Origin of the sequence: Idiomarina sp. OT37-5b, assembly GCF_002968395.1 — a bacterium.
Lineage (GTDB): Bacteria > Pseudomonadota > Gammaproteobacteria > Enterobacterales > Alteromonadaceae > Idiomarina > Idiomarina aquatica.
Window position 1 is genome coordinate 2,512,846 of record NZ_CP027188.1, and the last position, 20,752, is coordinate 2,533,597.

A 20,752-nucleotide genomic window follows, 5' to 3' on the forward strand; every position below is an offset into this window, starting at 1 on the left:
ATAACCTTAACAATTTAGCTACAACTGAATCTTACTGCAAGCGGTAATCTTTAGAAATGCACATCCAGTGAAACAAACGGGCCTTTGAAGTTAAGATCTGAGTAGATATTATCAATATCATCCAGCTCTACCTTCATGGCTCGATAACCAGCGCTGATGCTAATATCAACCGCCAGGTTGTCAATCACACGGTATTCCAGTGCTGCCTGAATGTCATGTAAGTTACTGTCATCAAAACTGATGGCTTTCGCCTCGCCCGTTACCGTCCAGTTGGTAAATGGCAGGCCAATGCGTGCGGCAGCGTAAGCGGTTGGCACAACACCTGAAAAATCCTGCTGCGCAACAATGTCACTGACTGCGATTTCAGCCTGGCCGTCGAACTGTTTACCATTAATACCAACGTCGATGGCTACGATATCGTTGTCGAAAATCTCGTAATACAAGGTGTAATCGGTATTATCGAAGTTGCCGGAATAGCTGCCCGTTGATGTATTAACATCCAACTGAGTCTGACGAATCTTAACGTTCGGTATCAATGGAATCGGATGCTCCAACGCAGCATAGAAACTGGTGTTGGTGTCGTCATTATCAACATAAAACGGCTGAACATCTGAGCCAAAGCCGTACTGTCCGTCATAATCCGCGTTCCAGCCCTGTACACCAACGTACAAACCCAAAATCGTGTCGGCGCTGGCAGCCATCGGTAATGTCAGTAAACTTGCGGCGGCGACGAGTGTGCTCAGTTTTTTCATAATAGTGCGCTATCCTTCAGCTAATAAATTACGTAAATCAATTAATGCGGCATTAGCTCGCGATAAATAGTTCGCCATAACCAGCGAATGATTGGCCAGTAACCCAAAGCCTGATCCATTTAATACCATCGGACTCCAGATTGATTGCTGAGACGACTCTAACTCTTTAATGATCTGTTGCAAGCTAATTAACGCATTTTTATTATTTAACACCTCAGCAAAGTCCAGCTCCACCGCTTTCAAATAATGCAATAAAGCCCAACTGGCTCCACGTGCCTCATAGAATACGTCATCGATTTGCCACCAACTGGTTTGCGCGGAAATCAGTCTCGGCGAAGCGGTTGACTGCTTAGCCGCAGCGTCACCGGCAAGCGATATATCGGTCTCCACGCGGGCAACACTCGCGCTCAACCGTCTGGACAATGACCCCAGACGCTTTTCAACTTCCTGGATGTAGCGCCTTAAATTATCTGATCGCGCATAAAACTGCGCGGAATGATCGCCTGGATCCGCCAGCGCAAGTCGATATTGCTGCACTTCCCTCATCACCAGTTGATACTCATTCTCGGCCGTTGGAGCGAACCAGCTGCGGTGGTCAATATTCATCGCCGGCTGTGCTTTCAATAAATTTGGGTTTTCAACCGACTGCGATTGCGAGCGGCTAAAATCATTTCGCATAGCCAATAACATATCCCGCGTCATTTGTATGGCGCCAAATTCCCAGGCTGGAATATTATCGAGTAGGCTGGTGGGTGGCAGAATATCGTTACTCATATAGCCGCCACGCTTATTTAATAACGTGGAAATGACCTCTACCACCGCCGTACTGGTGGCAAATCCTTTAACCGGTTCTAATGACAGTTCAGTGGCACTCTCAGTTACCGCCTCACGCACAGAAAAGGTATCAGGCTCTTTACTGAGGAACCAGCCCAGAACCCAAATGAGAACGATCAGCGACAGCGTACCTATCGCCAACCACTTCCAACTTAATGTTGAGTACCAACGCGAATGTTGTTGCATTATGGCTTCCTTACCTCTAGTTGAAGCAACTGTGAACGACCATCGGCAAAAAGTAACTCCACGGCAACCGTCGAGCCTTCTTGTAATGGCTCCTGCAGACCCATCAGCATGATGTGGTAACCTCCAGGTTTCATCTCTAACGTTTCACCCGGCGCTATCGACACTTCGCTAACGTGGGTCATTTTCATCATGCCGTCTTCATGAATATGAGTATGCAATTCCGTCGTTTTACTGACGTCACTTTTCATACCGACCAAGGTGATTACACTGGCCGTTTCGTTATGCAGTGAGACATACCCGGCGCCACTACTTGCGCCGGGGATCGAAGCACGAGCCCATGCATTAGTGGCCGTTACGTCGACCGCCCATGCACTAAAGGTACAACATGCGAGAATACCCGCAAGTAAAACGTTAAGCTGATTCTTCATAGCCGTAGTTAAGTCGCTGACTGATACCTCATACTATACGGTTTTTCTTGGATTCCGAAAGACAAAGTAGAGAATTAACACACACAGCAACAGTGGCCAAAACAGTCCAATGCCGGTAAAAATCAGCGCGATGAGGGCAGCCCCAAGACCCAGTAGCACACTGCCAAATATGGTCATGACTAAGAAGAAGACCAACCCAACCACAGCCAGACTGATGATCAATGAGATCGCGAATTCAATCACCGAACCAATCGCAAAACCCAGCGTTGCCAGTATCTCTGGAGCAAAAAACAGCACAACAACAGCGATAATGGCAATGATAATACCTTGATTGCGTGACATAGTAGCCTCTTAATGTTTCAAATAACCCGATATTGTCTTTCAAGTTTAATGCCAAGTATTTTTCCTTATTTATCAATATACTATATAGCTCGTTGATTTTAAGTTGGTCGCTTTAACTACAGAAATAAAAAAACCGCCACATTGTGGCGGTTTTTATCAAAGCTCAAGTCACTTAAAATGTGTATTCCAACTCGGTAAAGAAGTAGGCTCCGTTGAAGCCAATCGGCGAGTTGGTATTAGGGTATTTAAAGATTTGATCAAAAACGCCCTGTACCGGCTGCTCTTGCGGATACTCGCTGAAAATGTTCTGTCCGCCAACCACTAAACTCAGGTTATTGGAAAACGCATAGCGAACCGAAAGATCCGTCACCCAGTTAGGACCATAAGTCTCGTTCGCCTCAGCAGGGGTTTCACCCTCATCGTAGTCACCAATAATATAGGTACCAAAATAGTTAAACCGTAAATCGGTACGCCAATTACCCAAGGTATGAGTAAACCCAATTGAGCTACTGTGCGCCGGCGTCGAATCCGTCATCCGTATTGCTTCATCGTAATCGAACAATACCGACTCAATACCATCAAATAAAGGTGGTAAATTGACCGATTCAATTTCAGTATCGTTAAAGCCGTAAGCGACCTGAGTCTTTAGATCCCCATACTCGGCAAGATCAAATGACTTGCTGACAACCACATCAAGACCTTTGGTTTTGGTATCAACAGCATTGATGAAGAAGCGTGCATTCTCAGCATCTACGGTACTCAGTGCCTGTGCAACCTGTGGCGAGTCATCCGGACGAACCTGATTTGACAGGATGATGCGATCATCGATGTTGATCTGGAAGAAATCAACCGTTACCGCCAACCCATCATAACCATTCCAAACGAATCCGGCACTGACGCTTTCTGACTCTTCGGGTTGTAAGTCAGGGATGCTCAAAGCTTCGGTAATTGGACTTAACGAATTAAAGGTACCTGATTGCTCAAGAACCGTTTCGCCGTTTACGTCCACCGCCAACGTTGAGATGTTGGTAAAATACAGTTGTTGTGCACTGGGAGCGCGGAAGCCGGTATTTACCGCGCCACGAACGGCAAAACGATCGGTCACATCATAACGGCCGGACAGTTTCCAACTGGTGTTGTCACCAAAGTCGGAATAGTCTTCGTAGCGTACAGCAGCTCCCCAAAGGAAGTTGCTGGTAAGCTGGTTTTCAGCTTCCAAATAAACGCCGACGTTGTCGCGGCTCTGATTCACTTCGGATTCCGGTTTAAAGCCTGTAAAACCCTGGCTGCCGGCTGGACGATCCTGATAACCGCCATCAATATAAGACGCTTCCTCACCGGCTTCTATTTGATAGGTATTGTCGCGATAACTAACACCGAACGCTACAGACAAGTCCGAGTTATTGTAAAAAGGAATAAAACGCTGTGCGTCGAACGTGACATTTGTTTCTTCGTTGGTCAGGGTACCCGCGTCAAAAGACGTTGGGGTTAGCTCTGGGCCCATTGATGCGTTCAGCGAGTTTTCCACGTTGTATTGAAACTCACTGGTCCCTAAACCACCACTAAAGTCCAGTGTCCATTCGCCAACAAACCATTCGTAACCAACGTAGGCCGAATAATCCTGCACATCGGGGGCTAAGATCGGCAGGAAACCGTCAGGATAGATTTCGGTTAAGGTATTCGACTGAATCGCACGGCGATAGAATGCGCCAGACTCGGATTTACGATCGCTGACACCACCAAACGCGTATAAACGACCGTCGGCAAAGCTCATGTCAAAATTCGCGAACAACGACGCATTCTCGTACTCGCCAGCACCGATATGGAAGCTCTTGCGATCAAAGGTTTCTTCCCGCGGATCCGGCTCACCGTTGTCCAGTAGCGGATATTGTTGTCTGGTATCAAGACCTGCACGATTAGTGCGGTTCTTATGGTGAAGTTCAGCTGATAGTGTTAATGCCCCATCTTCTCCAACCGAAAATCCGGTACTGCCGGACGCGCGCCATTGTTCACCATCACCTTTATGCGTCTGGCCAGCCTGTAAACTGACATCACCGCCGCTGGCGTTATCCTTTAAAACGATATTGATGACGCCCGCAATCGCATCGGAACCATACAGTGCTGCGGCGCCATCGCGAAGCACTTCAATACGTTTAATCGCGGCCATTGGAATAGCGTTTAAGTCAACGTTTGAACTACCACGCCCTGTGGTGCCGTTTAGGTGAACTAACGCAGAGCTATGGCGACGCTTACCATTGATTAAAACCAAGGTGTGATCAGGCGACAACCCGCGTAATGATGCAGGTCGTACCGCGTCACTGCCATCGGTGATGGATGATGACGGAAAGTTAAAGCTCGGTACGGCGTATTGAAGTGCTTTGGCGGTGTCGGTCATACCGGTAGCAGCCAGATCTTCGGCTGAAATAATATCGATCGGTGCAGCACCGTCCGTCGCGGTACGTAATGACAGCCGTGAACCGACCACTTGTAACACTTCTTCTACTTCAGCTTCGGCGTTGGTATTTGCTTGTTGCGCAACAACAGGCGCCGTAAAAGCGGTGCCTGATAAGATTGCCAGAGTAATTAAGTTCTTTTTATTCATTACTGCTCTCCCATGAACGTGATGTTCCTAATATAACAGTAATACGAAAAACCTTATAAAACGGTTGGTGATGAATTAGATAAATTCAATCTAATAACTAGAAAAGGTCAACAGCGGTAACGCCGCGGGCCGGGCGGGCATAAAAAAAGCCCCGAGTGTGAGCCCGGGGCTTTCCTTAATTTGAAGTCTGGCGGTGTCCTACTCTCACATGGGGAGACCCCACACTACCATCGGCGCTGGTATGTTTCACTTCTGGGTTCGGAATGGAGCCAGGTGGTGCCATACCGCTATGGCCGCCAGACAAAAACTGTCACAACATGAAGGCTGATTGTAATGCCACTCGGTTGATGTCGCGCTCTGCGCAACCTCTGTTATTCGGTAAAGGTATCGTGCTTGTGCTTAACGATTCCCAAACACCTTGGGTGTTGTATGGTTAAGTCTCACGGGCAATTAGTACGGGTTAGCTCAACGCATTACTACGCTTCCACACCCCGCCTATCAACGTTGTCGTCTTCAACGACCCTTCAGAGCACTTAAAGTGCTAGTGAGAGCTTATCTCGAGGCTCGCTTCCCGCTTAGATGCTTTCAGCGGTTATCGATTCCGAACGTAGCTACCCGGCAGTGCCACTGGCGTGACAACCGGAACACCAGAGGTTCGTCCACTCCGGTCCTCTCGTACTAGGAGCAGCCCCTCTCAACTCTCAAACGCCCACGGCAGATAGGGACCGAACTGTCTCACGACGTTCTAAACCCAGCTCGCGTACCACTTTAAATGGCGAACAGCCATACCCTTGGGACCGACTTCAGCCCCAGGATGTGATGAGCCGACATCGAGGTGCCAAACACCGCCGTCGATATGAACTCTTGGGCGGTATCAGCCTGTTATCCCCGGAGTACCTTTTATCCGTTGAGCGATGGCCCTTCCATTCAGAACCACCGGATCACTATGACCTACTTTCGTATCTGCTCGACGTGTCTGTCTCGCAGTTAAGCTGGCTTCTGCCATTACACTAACCGTACGATGTCCGACCGTACTTAGCCAACCTTCGTGCTCCTCCGTTACTCTTTGGGAGGAGACCGCCCCAGTCAAACTACCCACCAGGCACTGTCCTCACACCCGATTAGGGTGCCAAGTTAGAACATCAAACATACAAGGGTGGTATTTCAAGGATGGCTCCACACCAACTGGCGCCAGTGCTTCAAAGCCTCCCACCTATCCTACACATGTAGGTTCAATGTTCAGTGCCAAGCTGTAGTAAAGGTTCACGGGGTCTTTCCGTCTAGCCGCGGGTACACTGCATCTTCACAGCGATTTCAATTTCACTGAGTCTCGGGTGGAGACAGCGTGGCCATGGTTACACCATTCGTGCAGGTCGGAACTTACCCGACAAGGAATTTCGCTACCTTAGGACCGTTATAGTTACGGCCGCCGTTTACCGGGGCTTCGATCAAGAGCTTCGCTTACGCTAACCCCATCAATTAACCTTCCGGCACCGGGCAGGTGTCACACCCTATACGTCCTCTTTCGAGTTAGCAGAGTGCTGTGTTTTTAATAAACAGTCCCAGCCACCTGGTCACTGCGACCACCATCAGCTTACGACGCGAAGTCTTCACCAACAGTGGCGTACCTTCTCCCGAAGTTACGGTACTATTTTGCCTAGTTCCTTCACCCGAGTTCTCTCAAGCGCCTTAGTATTCTCTACCTGACCACCTGTGTCGGTTTCGGGTACGGTCGATGTTTATCTGAAGCTTAGAGGCTTTTCCCGGAAGCATGGCATCAACAGCTTCGCACCCGTAGGTACTCGTCTCGTGTCTCGACCTTAAGAGCCCGGATTTTCCTAAGCTCTCAGCCTACGCACTTTCACCAGGACTACCAACGCCTGGCCTGCCTAGCCTTCTCCGTCCCCCCATCGCAATAAACATCGGTACAGGAATATTAACCTGTTTCCCATCGACTACGCGTTTCCGCCTCGCCTTAGGGGCCGACTTACCCTACCCTGATTAGCATGGGATAGGAAACCTTGGTCTTCCGGCGTGGGAGTTTTTCACTCCCATTATCGTTACTCATGTCAGCATTCGCACTTCTGATACGTCCAGCATGCTTCTCAACACACCTTCATCCGCTTACAGAACGCTCCCCTACCCAGCAACAAGTTGCTGCCGCAGCTTCGGTGTATGGCTTAGCCCCGTTACATCTTCCGCGCAGGCCGACTCGACTAGTGAGCTATTACGCTTTCTTTAAAGGGTGGCTGCTTCTAAGCCAACCTCCTAGCTGTCTGTGCCTTCCCACATCGTTTCCCACTGAGCCATAACTTTGGGACCTTAGCTGGCGGTCTGGGTTGTTTCCCTCTCCACGACGGACGTTAGCACCCGCCGTGTGTCTCCCGGATAGTACTCTGCGGTATTCGGAGTTTGCATGGGGTTGGTAAGTCGGGATGACCCCCTAGCCCAAACAGTGCTCTACCCCCGCAGGTATTCGTCCGAGGCTCTACCTAAATAGATTTCGGGGAGAACCAGCTATCTCCGGGCTTGATTAGCCTTTCACTCCTAGCCACAAGTCATCCCCTAATTTTTCAACATTAGTGGGTTCGGTCCTCCAGTTGATGTTACTCAACCTTCAACCTGCTCATGGTTAGATCGCCCGGTTTCGGGTCTATACCTTGCAACTCGACGCCCAGTTAAGACTCGGTTTCCCTACGGCTTCCCTATACGGTTAACCTTGCTACAAAATATAAGTCGCTGACCCATTATACAAAAGGTACGCAGTCACCCCACAAGGAGGCTCCTACTGCTTGTACGTACACGGTTTCAGGTTCTATTTCACTCCCCTCGCCGGGGTTCTTTTCGCCTTTCCCTCACGGTACTGGTTCACTATCGGTCAGTTGGGAGTATTTAGCCTTGGAGGATGGTCCCCCCATATTCAGTCAAGATAACACGTGTCCCGACCTACTCGATTTCACTTTTCATGCGCCGTCACATACCGGGCTATCACCGTCTCTGGCTCTGCTTCCCAACAGATTCTGCTAACGCATGTAAAGCTTAAGGGCTGTTTCCCGTTCGCTCGCCGCTACTAAGGAAATCTCGGTTGATTTCTTTTCCTCCGGGTACTTAGATGTTTCAGTTCTCCGGGTTTGCCTCCTGACACCTATAGATTCAGTGCCGGATACTCTGTAAACAGAGTGGGTTTCCCCATTCGGAAATCCATGACTCAAGTGCCTCTTACTGGCTTATCATGGCTTATCGCAAGTTAGTACGTCCTTCATCGCCTCCAACTGCCTAGGCATCCACCGTGTACGCTTAGTCACTTAACCATACAACAACCAAAGTGTCTGTGACCCTTCAGATGCTGTAATCGCAACTAAGATTGTTTGTTCTCGCTGTACACAAGTTCGATACGCCTCTACCTAATCACAAAGGTTCAAATAGAGTGGCATTTCTTTCTTTTTACAATCAGCTTTCCATGTTGTTAAAGAGCGTGTAACACAAAGTTACCGGTAAACATTCAATCCTGAACGCTTAACGCTAACGTCGTATTGCTACAGAGATAAAGTGGTGGAGCCAAGCGGGATCGAACCGCTGACCTCCTGCGTGCAAGGCAGGCGCTCTCCCAGCTGAGCTATGGCCCCGGATAAAGCCTCATTTTTGAGTGACTGGCAAGGCGGGAAGTCGCGAAGCATACACCAGTATGCGAGTGACTTTCCAACGCAGCCCAGGCGCTCAAAATGGTGGGTCTGAGTAGACTTGAACTACCGACCTCACCCTTATCAGGGGTGCGCTCTAACCAGCTGAGCTACAGACCCAGTAAACCTTCAGGCATCATCTTGTGCCAAAGGCACAAGCTACCCAAATGTATCTCTGTATTCTATCAAGCCGGCAAACTGTGTGGACACTCACATCAGTCAGCATAATGTAAGGAGGTGATCCAGCCGCAGGTTCCCCTACGGCTACCTTGTTACGACTTCACCCCAGTCATGAACCACACCGTGGTGATCGTTCTCCCGAAGGTTAAACTAACCACTTCTGGTGCAGCCCACTCCCATGGTGTGACGGGCGGTGTGTACAAGGCCCGGGAACGTATTCACCGTGGCATTCTGATCCACGATTACTAGCGATTCCGACTTCATGGAGTCGAGTTGCAGACTCCAATCCGGACTACGACGCGCTTTATGAGATTCGCTTACCTTCGCAGGTTCGCTGCCCTTTGTACGCGCCATTGTAGCACGTGTGTAGCCCATCCCGTAAGGGCCATGATGACTTGACGTCGTCCCCACCTTCCTCCGGTTTATCACCGGCAGTCTCCCCAGAGTTCCCACCATTACGTGCTGGCAACTAAGGATAAGGGTTGCGCTCGTTGCGGGACTTAACCCAACATCTCACAACACGAGCTGACGACAGCCATGCAGCACCTGTCTCAGTGTTCCCGAAGGCACCAATCTATCTCTAGAAAGTTCACTGGATGTCAAGGGATGGTAAGGTTCTTCGCGTTGCATCGAATTAAACCACATGCTCCACCGCTTGTGCGGGCCCCCGTCAATTCATTTGAGTTTTAACCTTGCGGCCGTACTCCCCAGGCGGTCAACTTAGTGCGTTAGCTGCGTTACTCACGTCTTAAAGACACGAACAACTAGTTGACATCGTTTACGGCGTGGACTACCAGGGTATCTAATCCTGTTTGCTCCCCACGCTTTCGTACCTCAGCGTCAGTCTCTGACCAGGTGGCCGCCTTCGCCACCGGTATTCCTTCCAATATCTACGCATTTCACCGCTACACTGGAAATTCTACCACCCTCTTCAGGACTCTAGCGTGCCAGTTCAAAATGCCATTCCCAGGTTGAGCCCGGGGCTTTCACATCTTGCTTAACACACCGCCTACGTACGCTTTACGCCCAGTAATTCCGATTAACGCTTGCACCCTCCGTATTACCGCGGCTGCTGGCACGGAGTTAGCCGGTGCTTCTTCTGTGGCTAACGTCAACTGTAACCGCTATTAACGATTACCCTTTCCTCACCACTGAAAGTGCTTTACAACCCGAAGGCCTTCTTCACACACGCGGCATGGCTGGATCAGGGTTGCCCCCATTGTCCAATATTCCCCACTGCTGCCTCCCGTAGGAGTCTGGGCCGTGTCTCAGTCCCAGTGTGGCTGATCATCCTCTCAGAACAGCTAGGGATCGTCGCCTTGGTGAGCCGTTACCTCACCAACTAGCTAATCCCGCTTGGGCCCATCTCTAGGTGTGAGGCCTGAAGGTCCCCCACTTTGGTCCGTAGACATTATGCGGTATTAGCCACCGTTTCCAGTGGTTGTCCCCCGCCTAGAGGCAAGTTCCCAAGTATTACTCACCCGTCCGCCGCTCGTCAGCAAAGAAGCAAGCTTCTTCCTGTTACCGCTCGACTTGCATGTGTTAGGCCTGCCGCCAGCGTTCAATCTGAGCCATGATCAAACTCTTCAATTAAAAGTAGTTCAATCAACTCAATGAATTACGCGTTTTTGCTTAGCTTCAAATTTGAAACCTTGCTGAACACTCATTCAAAAGTTGCAATACATAGTTCGTTTTGCTTAACTTTTGCAAGTGCCCACACAGTTTGCTTGGCTTGATATATTGTTAAAGAGCGTTTCTCAGCAGCGTTGCTGCGAGAGGTGCGTATTCTACACACCTGAAGTTTTCCGTCAACACTTTTTTGAAAAAAGATTTTTTAGAAAACTTCTGTTTTCGGCGGCTTCGTTGCCTGCCTCGAACGTGGAGCGCATTTTAGAGATTTATCTCGCACCGTCAAGGCCTTTTTTGCAATTTTAACTGGTTTTATTGCCGTTTGATTACTTCATCAGCAAATGTGATCAAAATTAACATCATTCGCTGTTTTATTGCTCGTTTACGCCACTCGCAGCGGCCTTTTATATACCTTACAATAGGCTGATATTAATTCGCTTTATCACAGCAGGCAGGAATAATGACGCATAAAGCCATTGGCGAGCTCGACTATCAGCAACAACTAAATGCTAAGCGCGACAGCATGCGCCAACAGTACCGCAAAGTCGGGGTAACGGATTTCGAGGTGTTTCCATCCGCTCCCGTCCATTACCGTATGCGTGCCGAGTTTCGGCTTTGGCACGAAGGGGACGACCTCTACTACATTATGTTTAACCCAGAGACGCGTGAAAAAGTGCGTATGGATCAGTTCCTGCCGGGCAGTGAGCTCATCAATCGTTTGATGCAGGCCGTACGCGATTACGTCATCGATAAACCATTACTCCGGCGCAAACTGTTTCAAGTCGACTTCTTAACCACGACCACTCAACAGGCTATTGTCTCTGTTCTCTATCACCGTCCTCTCGATGACGAGTGGCAAGCAGCCGCGGCAGGATTACACCAACACTTACAAAGCTATGCCGATGTTGTTCATCTGATTGGCAGAGCACGAAAGCAGAAAGTGGTATTCGGTGAGGAGTCCGTTACCGAGCGCGTTACTGTGAATGGCAGAGATTACCAATCGATTCAAACCGAAAACAGCTTTACCCAACCGAATGCCGGTATCAATCAGCAAATGATTGAGTGGGTAAGTCGGCATGCGGGTAACGCCCAACACGATTTATTAGAACTTTACTGCGGTAATGGCAACTTCACGTTGCCGTTGGCACAGCAATTTCGGCAGGTACTGGCAACCGAAATCAGCAAGAGTTCTGTGCACGCGGCACGCGAGGGTGCAAGGCTTAATGAGATCGATAATGTTACGGTGGTAAGAATGTCGGCGGAAGACTTTAGCCAGGCCATGCAGGGAAAACTTGCGTCCAAACGCGCTGCCGACGCACAACTTGAGCGGTTTAATTGCCAGACCGTCTTAGTAGATCCCCCGCGCGCAGGGCTTGATCAGTTGGCCTTAGAGCTAGTCGCCCAGTATTCACGGATCATATACATATCGTGCAATCCGGAGACGTTAATTGAAAACATCGAGGCGTTAGGTGAACAGTTTGAAGTAACCGCAGCAGCGATATTTGATCAGTTCCCGTACACTGACCATATTGAAGCTGGTGTCATTATAGAGAAGAAGAGCTAACTTCTGGCATCGCGCCGGTTGCCGCTGCGATGCGACTCTGCTTTCGCGAGCGTTGCAGGTTGCTCCAATGAGCGTAAATGATAAGACCTGCACCGAACAAAATAATGAAAGGTTCGCCGATATGGCCAAATACGTCCCGCTGGGAATAAATGACGGCTCCTGCCAGCAGTGGAATCAATAGGCGCCATTCACCATGTTGGCGAGCCCCTCCGACTAAAGACCACAAGCCAACCACAACGCTTAAACCCAGTATGGTGTTTTCCAACAGGTCTTCACCGATGAATGCCATACCGGTCAGTGCCAACAAAGGCAAAATAAGAGGCAATAACAGACAGTGGATCGCGCAAAGTGTGGTGATCCACATCCCCGCCCTGTCCAACTTTTTCTGTTTTGATAGTGTCATAACCGCCTCGCTTTACTTAATGCTGTTATATTATAACATACGCTTTCGACTGCCAAGAGGATCGGTTAAGTTTTTATCGAAGTGTTTGATCTGGCGCTAACAATTAGCAACAGAAAACGGCTGAACTTGAGCAATATGATCGGCACCCGTCGCAATCATCAACAACCGGTCAAAACCGAGGGCAACCCCAGCACACGTTGGCATGCCGTGTTCTAATGCCGCCAATAATCGTTCATCCGGTGCTTTCATCAATTTCGAATGCGCTTGCCTGAGCTCATTATCCTGAGCAAAGCGTTGTGCCTGCACGGCGGAATCGATCAACTCATCATACCCATTAGCCAGCTCAATCCCCTGGTAATAGATTTCGAAGCGGAGCGCGACTCGATCATCGGTTTCACTTAACCGGGCTAGTGCCGCCTGTGTCGCAGGAAAGTGAGTAATCGCAACCGGACGATCAGCGGGTAAGTTCGGTTCAACCCATAAATAAAACGCGAGTTGCAACATGGTATCGGTGTCTGTTTCCGCCTGCATCCAGCTTGCCGTGTCATCGCGTTGTTTTAACCGCTGATGTAACGCATCTCGACCAGCGGCCGTCAGTGGATCACACTGTGTGTGTTCAAGAAACGCCTGTTGGTAGGTGATGATATCAGTCGCAGGCGCATTAATGCAGTCGGTTAATAGCTCGGCCACTTCAGCGATCAAATCATTCATCGAGAAACCGATGCGATACCACTCCAGCATCATAAATTCAGGGTTATGGTGTCGGCCAATTTCGTCATCCCGAAAAACATGACTTAATTGGTAAATGCTGGTTTTATACTGAGCTAAGAGACGCTTCATAGCGTACTCTGGCGATGTTTGTAAGAACAGCTCGAGCGCCTGGCCGGTTGCATCGGCAGAGAGGGTTGTCACGAGGTTTTCCAAATGACAGTCGGTTACTCCCCGTTGACTCAGCGCTGGCGTGTCAACTTCGAGCACCTTTCTGTCATAAAAAAACTGGCGAACTCGGCGCATCAGCTCTGCACGCTGTTGCAGCACCTCAATTGATGCCTGAGATCGCCAGTCCATTATCCGCAACGCTTATTTCTGTACACGCGAAACGTATTCACCTGAACGGGTATCAACTTTTATCACTTCACCAATTTGCACGAACAGCGGAACACGGACCACCGCACCTGTGCTCAAGGTTGCAGGTTTACCACCAGTACCCGCCGTATCACCTTTCAAACCAGGATCGGTTTCGGTCACTTCCAGTTCCACGAAGTTCGGCGGCTGGACATTAATTGGGTTACCTTCCCACAGCGTCAAAGTACATACGTCCTGTTCAACCAGCCACTTTTCTGCCTCACCAACCGCTTTGGCATCTGCAGCAACTTGTTCAAAGGTCTCATTATTCATGAAATGCCAAAACTCGCCGTCGTTGTACAGATACGCCAGTTCCAGCTCAATAACGTCCGCGCCTTCAACCGACTCACCGGATTTGAAGGTCTTCTCAACCACTTTGCCGCTAATCAACTTACGGATTTTTACGCGGTTAAATGCCTGACCTTTACCAGGTTTCACCATTTCATTCTCGATAATGCTGCACGGCTCGCCGTCCTGCATGATCTTAAGACCACCTTTAAACTCGTTGGTAATATAATTTGCCATGATATCGTTCCTTTAATCGATAACTCTGTTGGCGGCAATAATAAAACAATCAAGGAAAATTTTCAGGTAAAATAATGACCCAGTCGATCAAATAATGGGGGAATTTTGAATCAAGCTCGACTTTTGACTCGTCCGGACTGGCGTATGGAGCTGCAGCGGGCTTTCACTCGCCCTGACGAACTGTTACGCGCGGTCGCGTTAGATCCTGCCGATTTTTCCGCCGACGTTAAAGCTCGGCAACTGTTTCCGTTGCGTGTTCCACGCCCGTTCGTACACTTAATGGAAGCCGGCAACCCCCACGACCCACTGCTGCGTCAAGTGCTTCCGCTGCGGCAGGAATTTCATGCGCCAGCAGGCTATAGCACTGACCCGCTGCATGAGCAGTCTGCTGATACCGCTAAAGACGAAGCTAAAGGGCTGCTGCATAAATATCGTTCTCGGGTTTTGATCATATTAAAGGGCGGCTGCGCGATTAACTGTCGTTACTGTTTTCGACGGCACTTCCCGTATGACGAGGTTCGTTTTGACCAGCATCAGTTAGAACAGACACTGGCTTACCTGTCTAACCACCCCGATGTCAACGAAGTCATCCTGAGCGGGGGCGATCCTTTGATGGCCAGCGACCACCAATTACAACGAATCATTGCAGCGCTAGCCGACATACCAACGCTGAAGCGAGTCCGGATTCACAGTCGTCTGCCGGTCGTTATTCCAGCACGTATCACTCAGGAACTGGTGGTCGCTTTAACCGCGACAAGATTAAAAGCATCGTTGGTGATTCATGCTAATCACGCGAACGAAATCTCGCCCTCACTGGGCGAATCGATGGCTGTACTCCGTCAGGCAGGCGTTCATTTGTTCAATCAGAGCGTCCTGTTAAAAGGCGTCAATGACACTCCGGACGCCTTGGTTAACCTGAGTGAACGTCTATTTGATATTGATGTGTTACCCTATTACCTGCACCAACTGGACAAGGTAATCGGTGCTGCGCACTTTGAAGTTACGGATACTAAAGCGCAATATTTATGGCAACAAATGAACATTCGTTTACCCGGCTTTTTGGTACCAAAACTTGTACGAGAGGTCGGTGGAGAACACAGTAAGACGCCCATCATGCCAGACGGCAACGTAACTAAGTTATCAGCTTTTGAATAAATGAAGGAATGTTATGAGCGAAGCAATGAATCAAGTCGAGCAAAAACTGCAGCAACATTTACAGGTTGTTTACCGCCAGACGGTGGACGCTGATGCCTATCTCGACGGACTGCGCCAGCAAGGTAAAGCGAAGTTTCAGGATGTTTTTGCTGAACAGAGTTGTTTCAAAACCAAAAGCAACCGGTTCCAGCCGTACCTTCAGGAAGTTACCGAGAACGTTGAGTTATGGCAACAACAGAAAAACGATGAAGAGCTGCTGCAAACAATCGTACAGCAGCTCCAGTTAATGACCGAGACGCTTGCCCGCCTTAAGCAGATTCGCCAGGCTGGTTAGTCTTTAGATGCTCAGAGAAGGTTTCATCAAACCAGCTTTTGAGCATTTTCTTCTCATAGTATAAGTCGTCGTTTTGCGAGCGTTTGGTTGCCATACTGCCAAAATCGAAACTCATGTCTTTTAATTTAACCTGATCTTCTTTTATGACAGCGCCATCTGCGCCATGCAACTGATAGTTAAAATGTAACACCGGGAAGTCGATCGAACGGACAACCCGGATGAAATTCGAGCCACCTTCGCCAAAAGTTGGCTCCAGACGTCCAGTCAAATCAATATCCGTTACCGTTACGTTTAGCACCTGATCTTTCGGTAGTTGCTGTGACAGCTCGTTAAAATACGCCGTTAATTCGTCCATTTGACGCTTTTGAAAACGTTCCTCAATACCACTGGCCGGCTCGAAGTCGGTATAATCTTCTACTTTTTCAAAACTTACTTTCGCTTCTCCCGCGATAGCTGTGGTCGACAGTAGTGCGAGCGCAGCGGTAGCGGCAATCATTGGAATTGTTCGCATAGTCACCTCCTGACTAAACTTGTTATCACTCCTAAGACAAAGAGATAGCATAAAAATTCCACAGCTCAAGGGAATTAACTGAAGATTTACGGTTGCCAATAAAAAAGGAGCCCGCAGGCTCCTTTTTAGAGATAAGGCCAGTAGGCCGGCATTACATCATGCCGCCCATACCACCCATACCGCCCATGTCGCCGCCCATAGCGCCGGCGTCATCGTCTTTTGGCAGGTCAGCAACCATTGCTTCGGTGGTGATCATCAGCGCACCAACAGAAGCAGCGAATTGCAGTGCTGAACGAGTTACTTTGGTTGGATCCAAGATGCCCATTTCCAGCATGTCGCCATAAGTGTCGTTACCCGCGTTGTAACCGAAGTTGCCTTCGCCGTCACGAACGTTGTTAGCGACCACAGAAGCTTCTGCACCAGCGTTAGTCGCGATTTGACGCAGAGGCGCTTCCATCGCGCGCAGTGCCAAACGGATACCAACGTTCTGCTCTTCGTTGTCGCCACGCAGGTCAGCCAGTTTGCTGGCCGCACGTACCAGTGCGACACCGCCACCTGGGACTACGCCTTCTTCAACCGCAGCACGGGTAGCGTGCAGTGCATCTTCAACGCGAGCTTTCTTCTCTTTCATCTCAACTTCGGTAGCAGCACCAACTTTGATGACCGCAACACCGCCAGCCAGTTTCGCCAGACGTTCTTGCAGCTTCTCACGGTCATAATCAGACGTGGTTTCTTCCATTTGCTGCTTGATTTGCGTTACGCGGCCTTCAATCGCTGCATCGTCGCCGTTACCGTCAACCACGGTGGTGTTATCTTTAGTGATAACAACGCGCTTCGCCGTACCCAGGTCTTCCAACTGAGTTTTTTCCAGCTCCATACCGATTTCTTCAGAAACAACGGTACCGCCAGTCAATACAGCAATGTCCTGCAACATGGCTTTACGACGGTCGCCGAAGCCAGGCGCTTTAACCGCAGCAACTTTAACAATGCCACGCATGTTGTTTACCACTAAGGTTGCTAACGCTTCGCCTTCAACATCTTCAGCGATGATCAGCAAAGGCTTACCGGCTTTTGAAACGCCTTCTAATACCGGCAACAACTCACGGATATTAGAGATTTTCTTGTCAACCAACAGGATGAACGGGTTATCCAATTCAACCGAACCGCTCTCCTGGTTGTTAATGAAGTAAGGAGACAGGTAACCACGGTCGAACTGCATACCTTCAACAACGTCCAGTTCGTCAGTCAGTGCCTGACCTTCTTCAACAGTGATAACGCCTTCCTGACCCACTTTATCCATCGCTTCAGCAATGATTTGACCGATGGTTTCATCGGAGTTAGCAGAAATAGTACCTACTTGAGCGATAGCTTTGCTGTCGGCACATGGCTGAGAAATTTTCTTCAGTTCTGCAACCGCGGCGATGACGGCTTTGTCGATACCACGTTTCAGGTCCATCGGGTTCATGCCTGCCGCAACGGCTTTCAGGCCTTCATTGACGATGGCTTGTGCCAACACGGTAGCAGTAGTCGTACCGTCACCGGCTTCGTCGTTTGCTTTAGACGCAACTTCTTTCACCATTTGTGCGCCCATATTTTCGAACTTGTCTTCCAGTTCGATCTCTTTTGCAACAGAAACACCATCTTTAGTGATGTTCGGAGCGCCAAACGACTTGTCCAAAACAACGTTGCGGCCTTTCGGACCTAATGTAACTTTTACTGCGTCAGCCAGAACGTTGACGCCTTTCAGCATTTTTTGACGCGCTGTGTTACCAAACTTAACTTCTTTAGCTGCCATTTTTGCTTTCCTCTTAAATACGGTTTAACGATTGTGCGTGTAACTTGCTACGACCCAAGACAGCGGCTTACTCTTCTACCGCCAGAATGTCGCTTTCGCTCATGATTAAGTACTCTTCACCGTCGATTTTTTCAGTTTTCACACCGTAACCTTCGTTGAACAGTACTTTGTCGCCGACTTTTACGTCCAGCGCGCGCACTTCACCGTTATCCAGAATGCGGCCATTGCCTACTGCAACAACTTCACCGCGAGTAGACTTTTCTGCCGCCGAACCGGTCAATACAATACCGCCCGCCGATTTTGCTTCGACTTCGATGCGTTTAATAATGACTCGATCGTGTAAAGGACGAAGTTTCATCGTTGATAACTCCTCAACCTGTTATGTTTGTGGTTAATACCCCTTCGGGGCGTTTAAAAATGAATGTGCACTATAGATGGGGTAAGAAATTGCGTTATCAAGGTCTTGATGAAAATTTTTATAAAAAATTTGTGCCTGAGCACGAACCACTTCTGTAACTGTGTTATTTTGACGGCGTGCGTTTTTGGCTATTGACCGGACTTGAGTAGAGGTAAACCATGTCACATGCAACCCGAATGCTATTTTGCACATGTGCCGATAATGATGAAGCCGGCCGCTTGGCTCATCTGCTGGTTGAGCAGCGTGTTGCGGCCTGCGTGAACATTGTGCCGCACGTTCGTTCGGTTTACGAATGGCAGGGAAAAATCGAAGACGATAGCGAAGTCCTGCTGATCATCAAAACCTCGAAACTAAAACTTGAGGCGTTAAAAGAAGCGATTCAGACACATCACTCCTATGAGTCTCCTGAACTCATAAGCTTTGAAATTGACGATGGTTTACCGGCGTATTTGGATTGGGTTGAGGCACAGACAAAATGAAGAAGTGGTTTTGGGTATTCGGAATTTGGCTCGTTTTAGGAGTCTGCTCTGCCGCACAGGCACAATCGGAGTTTTCACAGTCCAATAACCCGTTCCAGTCGGAGCCCGAATTTTTGCCCGTTGAAGAGGCTTTTTCACCAGAACTGCGTGAAGATAAGGGTGAGCTTACCGTAAGTTTCAACGTTCAACCCGGCTACTACTTGTATAAGCATCAATTCAAAGTAAAGCCAGCGGATGCGTTAGCTCAGCCCATTAATTTCCCGCCCTCGGAATCTCATGTCGATGAGTTTTTCGGCGAAAGTCAGATCTTTCGTGATTACCTTGAATTCCAGGTACAGCTGTCGTCAGACTACCAAGGCAGTAGGGTTGAACTACAATATCAGGGCTGTGCTGACGCCGGTTTATGTTATCCACCGACCACAATCACTCTGGCCGGGGCGGACCAACAACGTTCTGCAGCGGCACCGGCTGCCGCACCAGCAACCTCGTCTGGACCAGGTTTGTTTGGCCTTGAACAACAGTCGTTATTGCTATCGCTGGCATTGTTTTTCGCGCTCGGTATTGGGTTGGCCTTCACCCCTTGTGTGTTCCCGATGTATCCGATTTTGTCATCGGTGGTGATCGGCGACAAGCCGCGCACCTTCAAAAACGCATTATGGCTTTCTTTTATTTACGTACAGGGCATGGCGATCACTTACTCATTATTGGGGTTACTGGTTGCGATGGCCGGAATGCAGTATCAAGCCTACTTTCAACATCCCGCCGTGTTGATCGTTTTGAGCGTTGCGTTTGGTATCTTCGCACTTAGCATGCTGGGCTTATTTACCCTGCAGTTACCAAGTTCATGGCAGAGTAAATTACAGCAAATCAGTGGTCAGCAGCGCGGTGGTAACGTCGCCGGTGTCTTTGTCATCGGCATGATTTCCGGTCTGGTTGCCTCACCCTGCACAACGGCCCCATTATCCGGTGCGCTGCTCTATATTGCGCAGTCCGGCGATGTCATGTCCGGCGCTGCAATCCTATACGCACTGAGCCTGGGCATGGGCGTCCCACTGATGATCTTCGGGGTATCCGGCGGTAAGTTATTACCCAAAGCCGGTGCCTGGATGACCGCCATCAAGCACGCCTTTGGTTGGTTACTACTGGCAGTGGTGGTGGTACTGATAGAGCGACTGCTGTCCACACAACAAGCATTTTGGTTATGGATTGGTTATTTTGTCGCACTCGCCGTGTTTATGGGTCAGCATTTACAAACCCTGACTCATCGCGGCGCCCAAACCATACTGTTTGTGGTTTTGGTCAGTGGCACCGTCGGCGGTATTTTCTGGCAGGTTGATAAACTCGAGCGCGCTGAACAGTCTCACGCCTTATTCACCGCCGTTAACTCATTAGGCGATATTGAACAGCAGCTTGCCAAGGCAACGGAAAATGGTCAGTGGGTGATGCTGGATCTCTATGCGGACTGGTGTGTCGCCTGTAAGGAGTTTGAACAATACACGTTCAGCAACGCCGAAGTACAAGCTGAGCTCAGCTCGATGCGACTACTCCAAGCCGACGTCACCAAAAACGACGCCGTCGATCAGCAAATCCTGACGCACTATCAGGTTATGGGTCTACCCACGGTGCTGTTCTTTAATCCACAGGGAACTGAGTTAACCGGTTGGCGTGTCACAGGCTTTCAGGACGCGGAGCGATTTTTAGAGCACCTCGAAGCCATGAAAGCCGATTAATAATCGGGAACTTGCGGCTAAAAGCGGTGATAAGACCAGTATTTTACTGCAATCACCGCTCAGTGTTCTATAATGCGGAA

The 20,752-nt window shown here is 49.3% G+C and carries 16 protein-coding genes, 2 tRNA genes and 3 rRNA genes; 5 read left to right on the forward strand and 16 right to left on the reverse strand.

Translation table 11 applies throughout. The features are described from left to right. Window positions 1-50 precede the first annotated feature (50 nt). From C5610_RS11825 to C5610_RS11870, 10 genes are all read right to left on the reverse strand, one after another. Window positions 51-752: a TIGR04219 family outer membrane beta-barrel protein gene (locus tag C5610_RS11825; protein ID WP_105307330.1), complete on the reverse strand. Its 702-nt coding sequence runs from the start codon at window positions 750-752 to the stop codon at window positions 51-53. A 9-nt stretch (window positions 753-761) separates the two neighbouring features. Further along, window positions 762-1,772 carry a DUF2333 family protein gene (locus C5610_RS11830; protein WP_105307331.1) on the reverse strand — a complete coding sequence of 337 codons (1,011 nt, stop codon included), beginning with the start codon at window positions 1,770-1,772 and terminating at the stop codon, window positions 762-764. Continuing rightward, window positions 1,772-2,200: a copper chaperone PCu(A)C gene (locus tag C5610_RS11835; RefSeq protein WP_105307332.1), complete on the reverse strand. Its 429-nt coding sequence runs from the start codon at window positions 2,198-2,200 to the stop codon at window positions 1,772-1,774. Before C5610_RS11835 ends, C5610_RS11830 begins: the two co-directional genes overlap by 1 nt. A 33-nt stretch (window positions 2,201-2,233) precedes the next feature. Next, window positions 2,234-2,542, reverse strand: a complete 309-nt coding sequence (locus C5610_RS11840) for a hypothetical protein (RefSeq protein WP_105307333.1) — start codon at window positions 2,540-2,542, stop codon at window positions 2,234-2,236. Window positions 2,543-2,714: 172 nt separating this feature from the next. Continuing rightward, complete coding sequence (locus tag C5610_RS11845; RefSeq protein WP_105307334.1) at window positions 2,715-5,144, reverse strand: TonB-dependent receptor plug domain-containing protein; 2,430 nt, start codon at window positions 5,142-5,144, stop codon at window positions 2,715-2,717. 185 nt (window positions 5,145-5,329) lie between these two features. Continuing rightward, a 5S ribosomal RNA gene (gene rrf / locus C5610_RS11850) occupies window positions 5,330-5,445 on the reverse strand. 128 nt (window positions 5,446-5,573) lie between these two features. Further along, a 23S ribosomal RNA gene (locus C5610_RS11855) occupies window positions 5,574-8,455 on the reverse strand. A gap of 239 nt (window positions 8,456-8,694) precedes the next feature. Next, a tRNA-Ala gene (locus tag C5610_RS11860) sits at window positions 8,695-8,770 on the reverse strand. 97 nt (window positions 8,771-8,867) lie between these two features. Beyond that, window positions 8,868-8,944, reverse strand: a tRNA-Ile gene (locus C5610_RS11865). A gap of 110 nt (window positions 8,945-9,054) precedes the next feature. Continuing rightward, window positions 9,055-10,597 (reverse strand): 16S ribosomal RNA (locus tag C5610_RS11870). Together the 16S, 23S and 5S rRNA genes with 2 tRNA genes alongside form the textbook arrangement of a ribosomal RNA operon. A gap of 496 nt (window positions 10,598-11,093) precedes the next feature. On the opposite strand from C5610_RS11870, the gene trmA reads away from it, so the two are divergent. Then, complete coding sequence (trmA, locus tag C5610_RS11875; protein ID WP_105307335.1) at window positions 11,094-12,197, forward strand: tRNA (uridine(54)-C5)-methyltransferase TrmA; 1,104 nt, start codon at window positions 11,094-11,096, stop codon at window positions 12,195-12,197. Here the strand turns inward: trmA and C5610_RS11880 are convergent. The 3 genes from C5610_RS11880 to efp form a co-directional block, all read right to left on the reverse strand. Continuing rightward, window positions 12,178-12,600, reverse strand: a complete 423-nt coding sequence (locus C5610_RS11880) for a MerC domain-containing protein (protein ID WP_105307336.1) — start codon at window positions 12,598-12,600, stop codon at window positions 12,178-12,180. The genes trmA and C5610_RS11880 overlap by 20 nt on opposite strands. A 96-nt stretch (window positions 12,601-12,696) precedes the next feature. Further along, the gene (gene epmA / locus C5610_RS11885; protein WP_105307337.1) at window positions 12,697-13,668 is read right to left on the reverse strand and encodes an elongation factor P--(R)-beta-lysine ligase; all 972 of its coding nucleotides are present in this window, start codon (window positions 13,666-13,668) and stop codon (window positions 12,697-12,699) included. A 12-nt stretch (window positions 13,669-13,680) separates the two neighbouring features. Then, complete coding sequence (gene efp / locus C5610_RS11890; protein WP_105307338.1) at window positions 13,681-14,250, reverse strand: elongation factor P; 570 nt, start codon at window positions 14,248-14,250, stop codon at window positions 13,681-13,683. 105 nt (window positions 14,251-14,355) lie between these two features. Here efp and epmB point away from each other — a divergent pair, with 105 nt between their 5' ends. Together epmB and C5610_RS11900 are read left to right on the forward strand one after the other, a co-directional pair. After that, window positions 14,356-15,405 carry an EF-P beta-lysylation protein EpmB gene (gene epmB, locus C5610_RS11895; protein WP_316042234.1) on the forward strand — a complete coding sequence of 350 codons (1,050 nt, stop codon included), beginning with the start codon at window positions 14,356-14,358 and terminating at the stop codon, window positions 15,403-15,405. 13 nt (window positions 15,406-15,418) lie between these two features. Next, complete coding sequence (locus tag C5610_RS11900; RefSeq protein ID WP_105307340.1) at window positions 15,419-15,739, forward strand: hypothetical protein; 321 nt, start codon at window positions 15,419-15,421, stop codon at window positions 15,737-15,739. Here the strand turns inward: C5610_RS11900 and C5610_RS11905 are convergent. From C5610_RS11905 to C5610_RS11915, 3 genes are all read right to left on the reverse strand, one after another. Continuing rightward, window positions 15,714-16,250: a DUF3016 domain-containing protein gene (locus tag C5610_RS11905; RefSeq protein WP_105307341.1), complete on the reverse strand. Its 537-nt coding sequence runs from the start codon at window positions 16,248-16,250 to the stop codon at window positions 15,714-15,716. The two genes, C5610_RS11900 and C5610_RS11905, sit on opposite strands and share 26 nt — an antisense overlap. A gap of 151 nt (window positions 16,251-16,401) precedes the next feature. Next, entirely contained in the window at window positions 16,402-18,045 is a 1,644-nt protein-coding gene (gene groL, locus C5610_RS11910) for a chaperonin GroEL (protein ID WP_105307342.1), read from the reverse strand. A gap of 67 nt (window positions 18,046-18,112) precedes the next feature. Continuing rightward, window positions 18,113-18,403, reverse strand: a complete 291-nt coding sequence (locus C5610_RS11915) for a co-chaperone GroES (RefSeq protein ID WP_105307343.1) — start codon at window positions 18,401-18,403, stop codon at window positions 18,113-18,115. A gap of 236 nt (window positions 18,404-18,639) precedes the next feature. Between C5610_RS11915 and cutA the strand changes: the two genes are divergently transcribed. Continuing rightward, a complete protein-coding gene (cutA, locus tag C5610_RS11920) occupies window positions 18,640-18,942 on the forward strand; it encodes a divalent-cation tolerance protein CutA (RefSeq protein WP_241970626.1) in 303 nt (100 codons plus the stop codon). Further along, window positions 18,939-20,672 (forward strand): protein-disulfide reductase DsbD, encoded by a 1,734-nt coding sequence (locus tag C5610_RS11925; RefSeq protein WP_105307345.1) that lies wholly within the window; start codon window positions 18,939-18,941, stop codon window positions 20,670-20,672. The genes cutA and C5610_RS11925 overlap by 4 nt, the downstream gene beginning before the upstream one ends. Window positions 20,673-20,752: the final 80 nt, after the last annotated feature.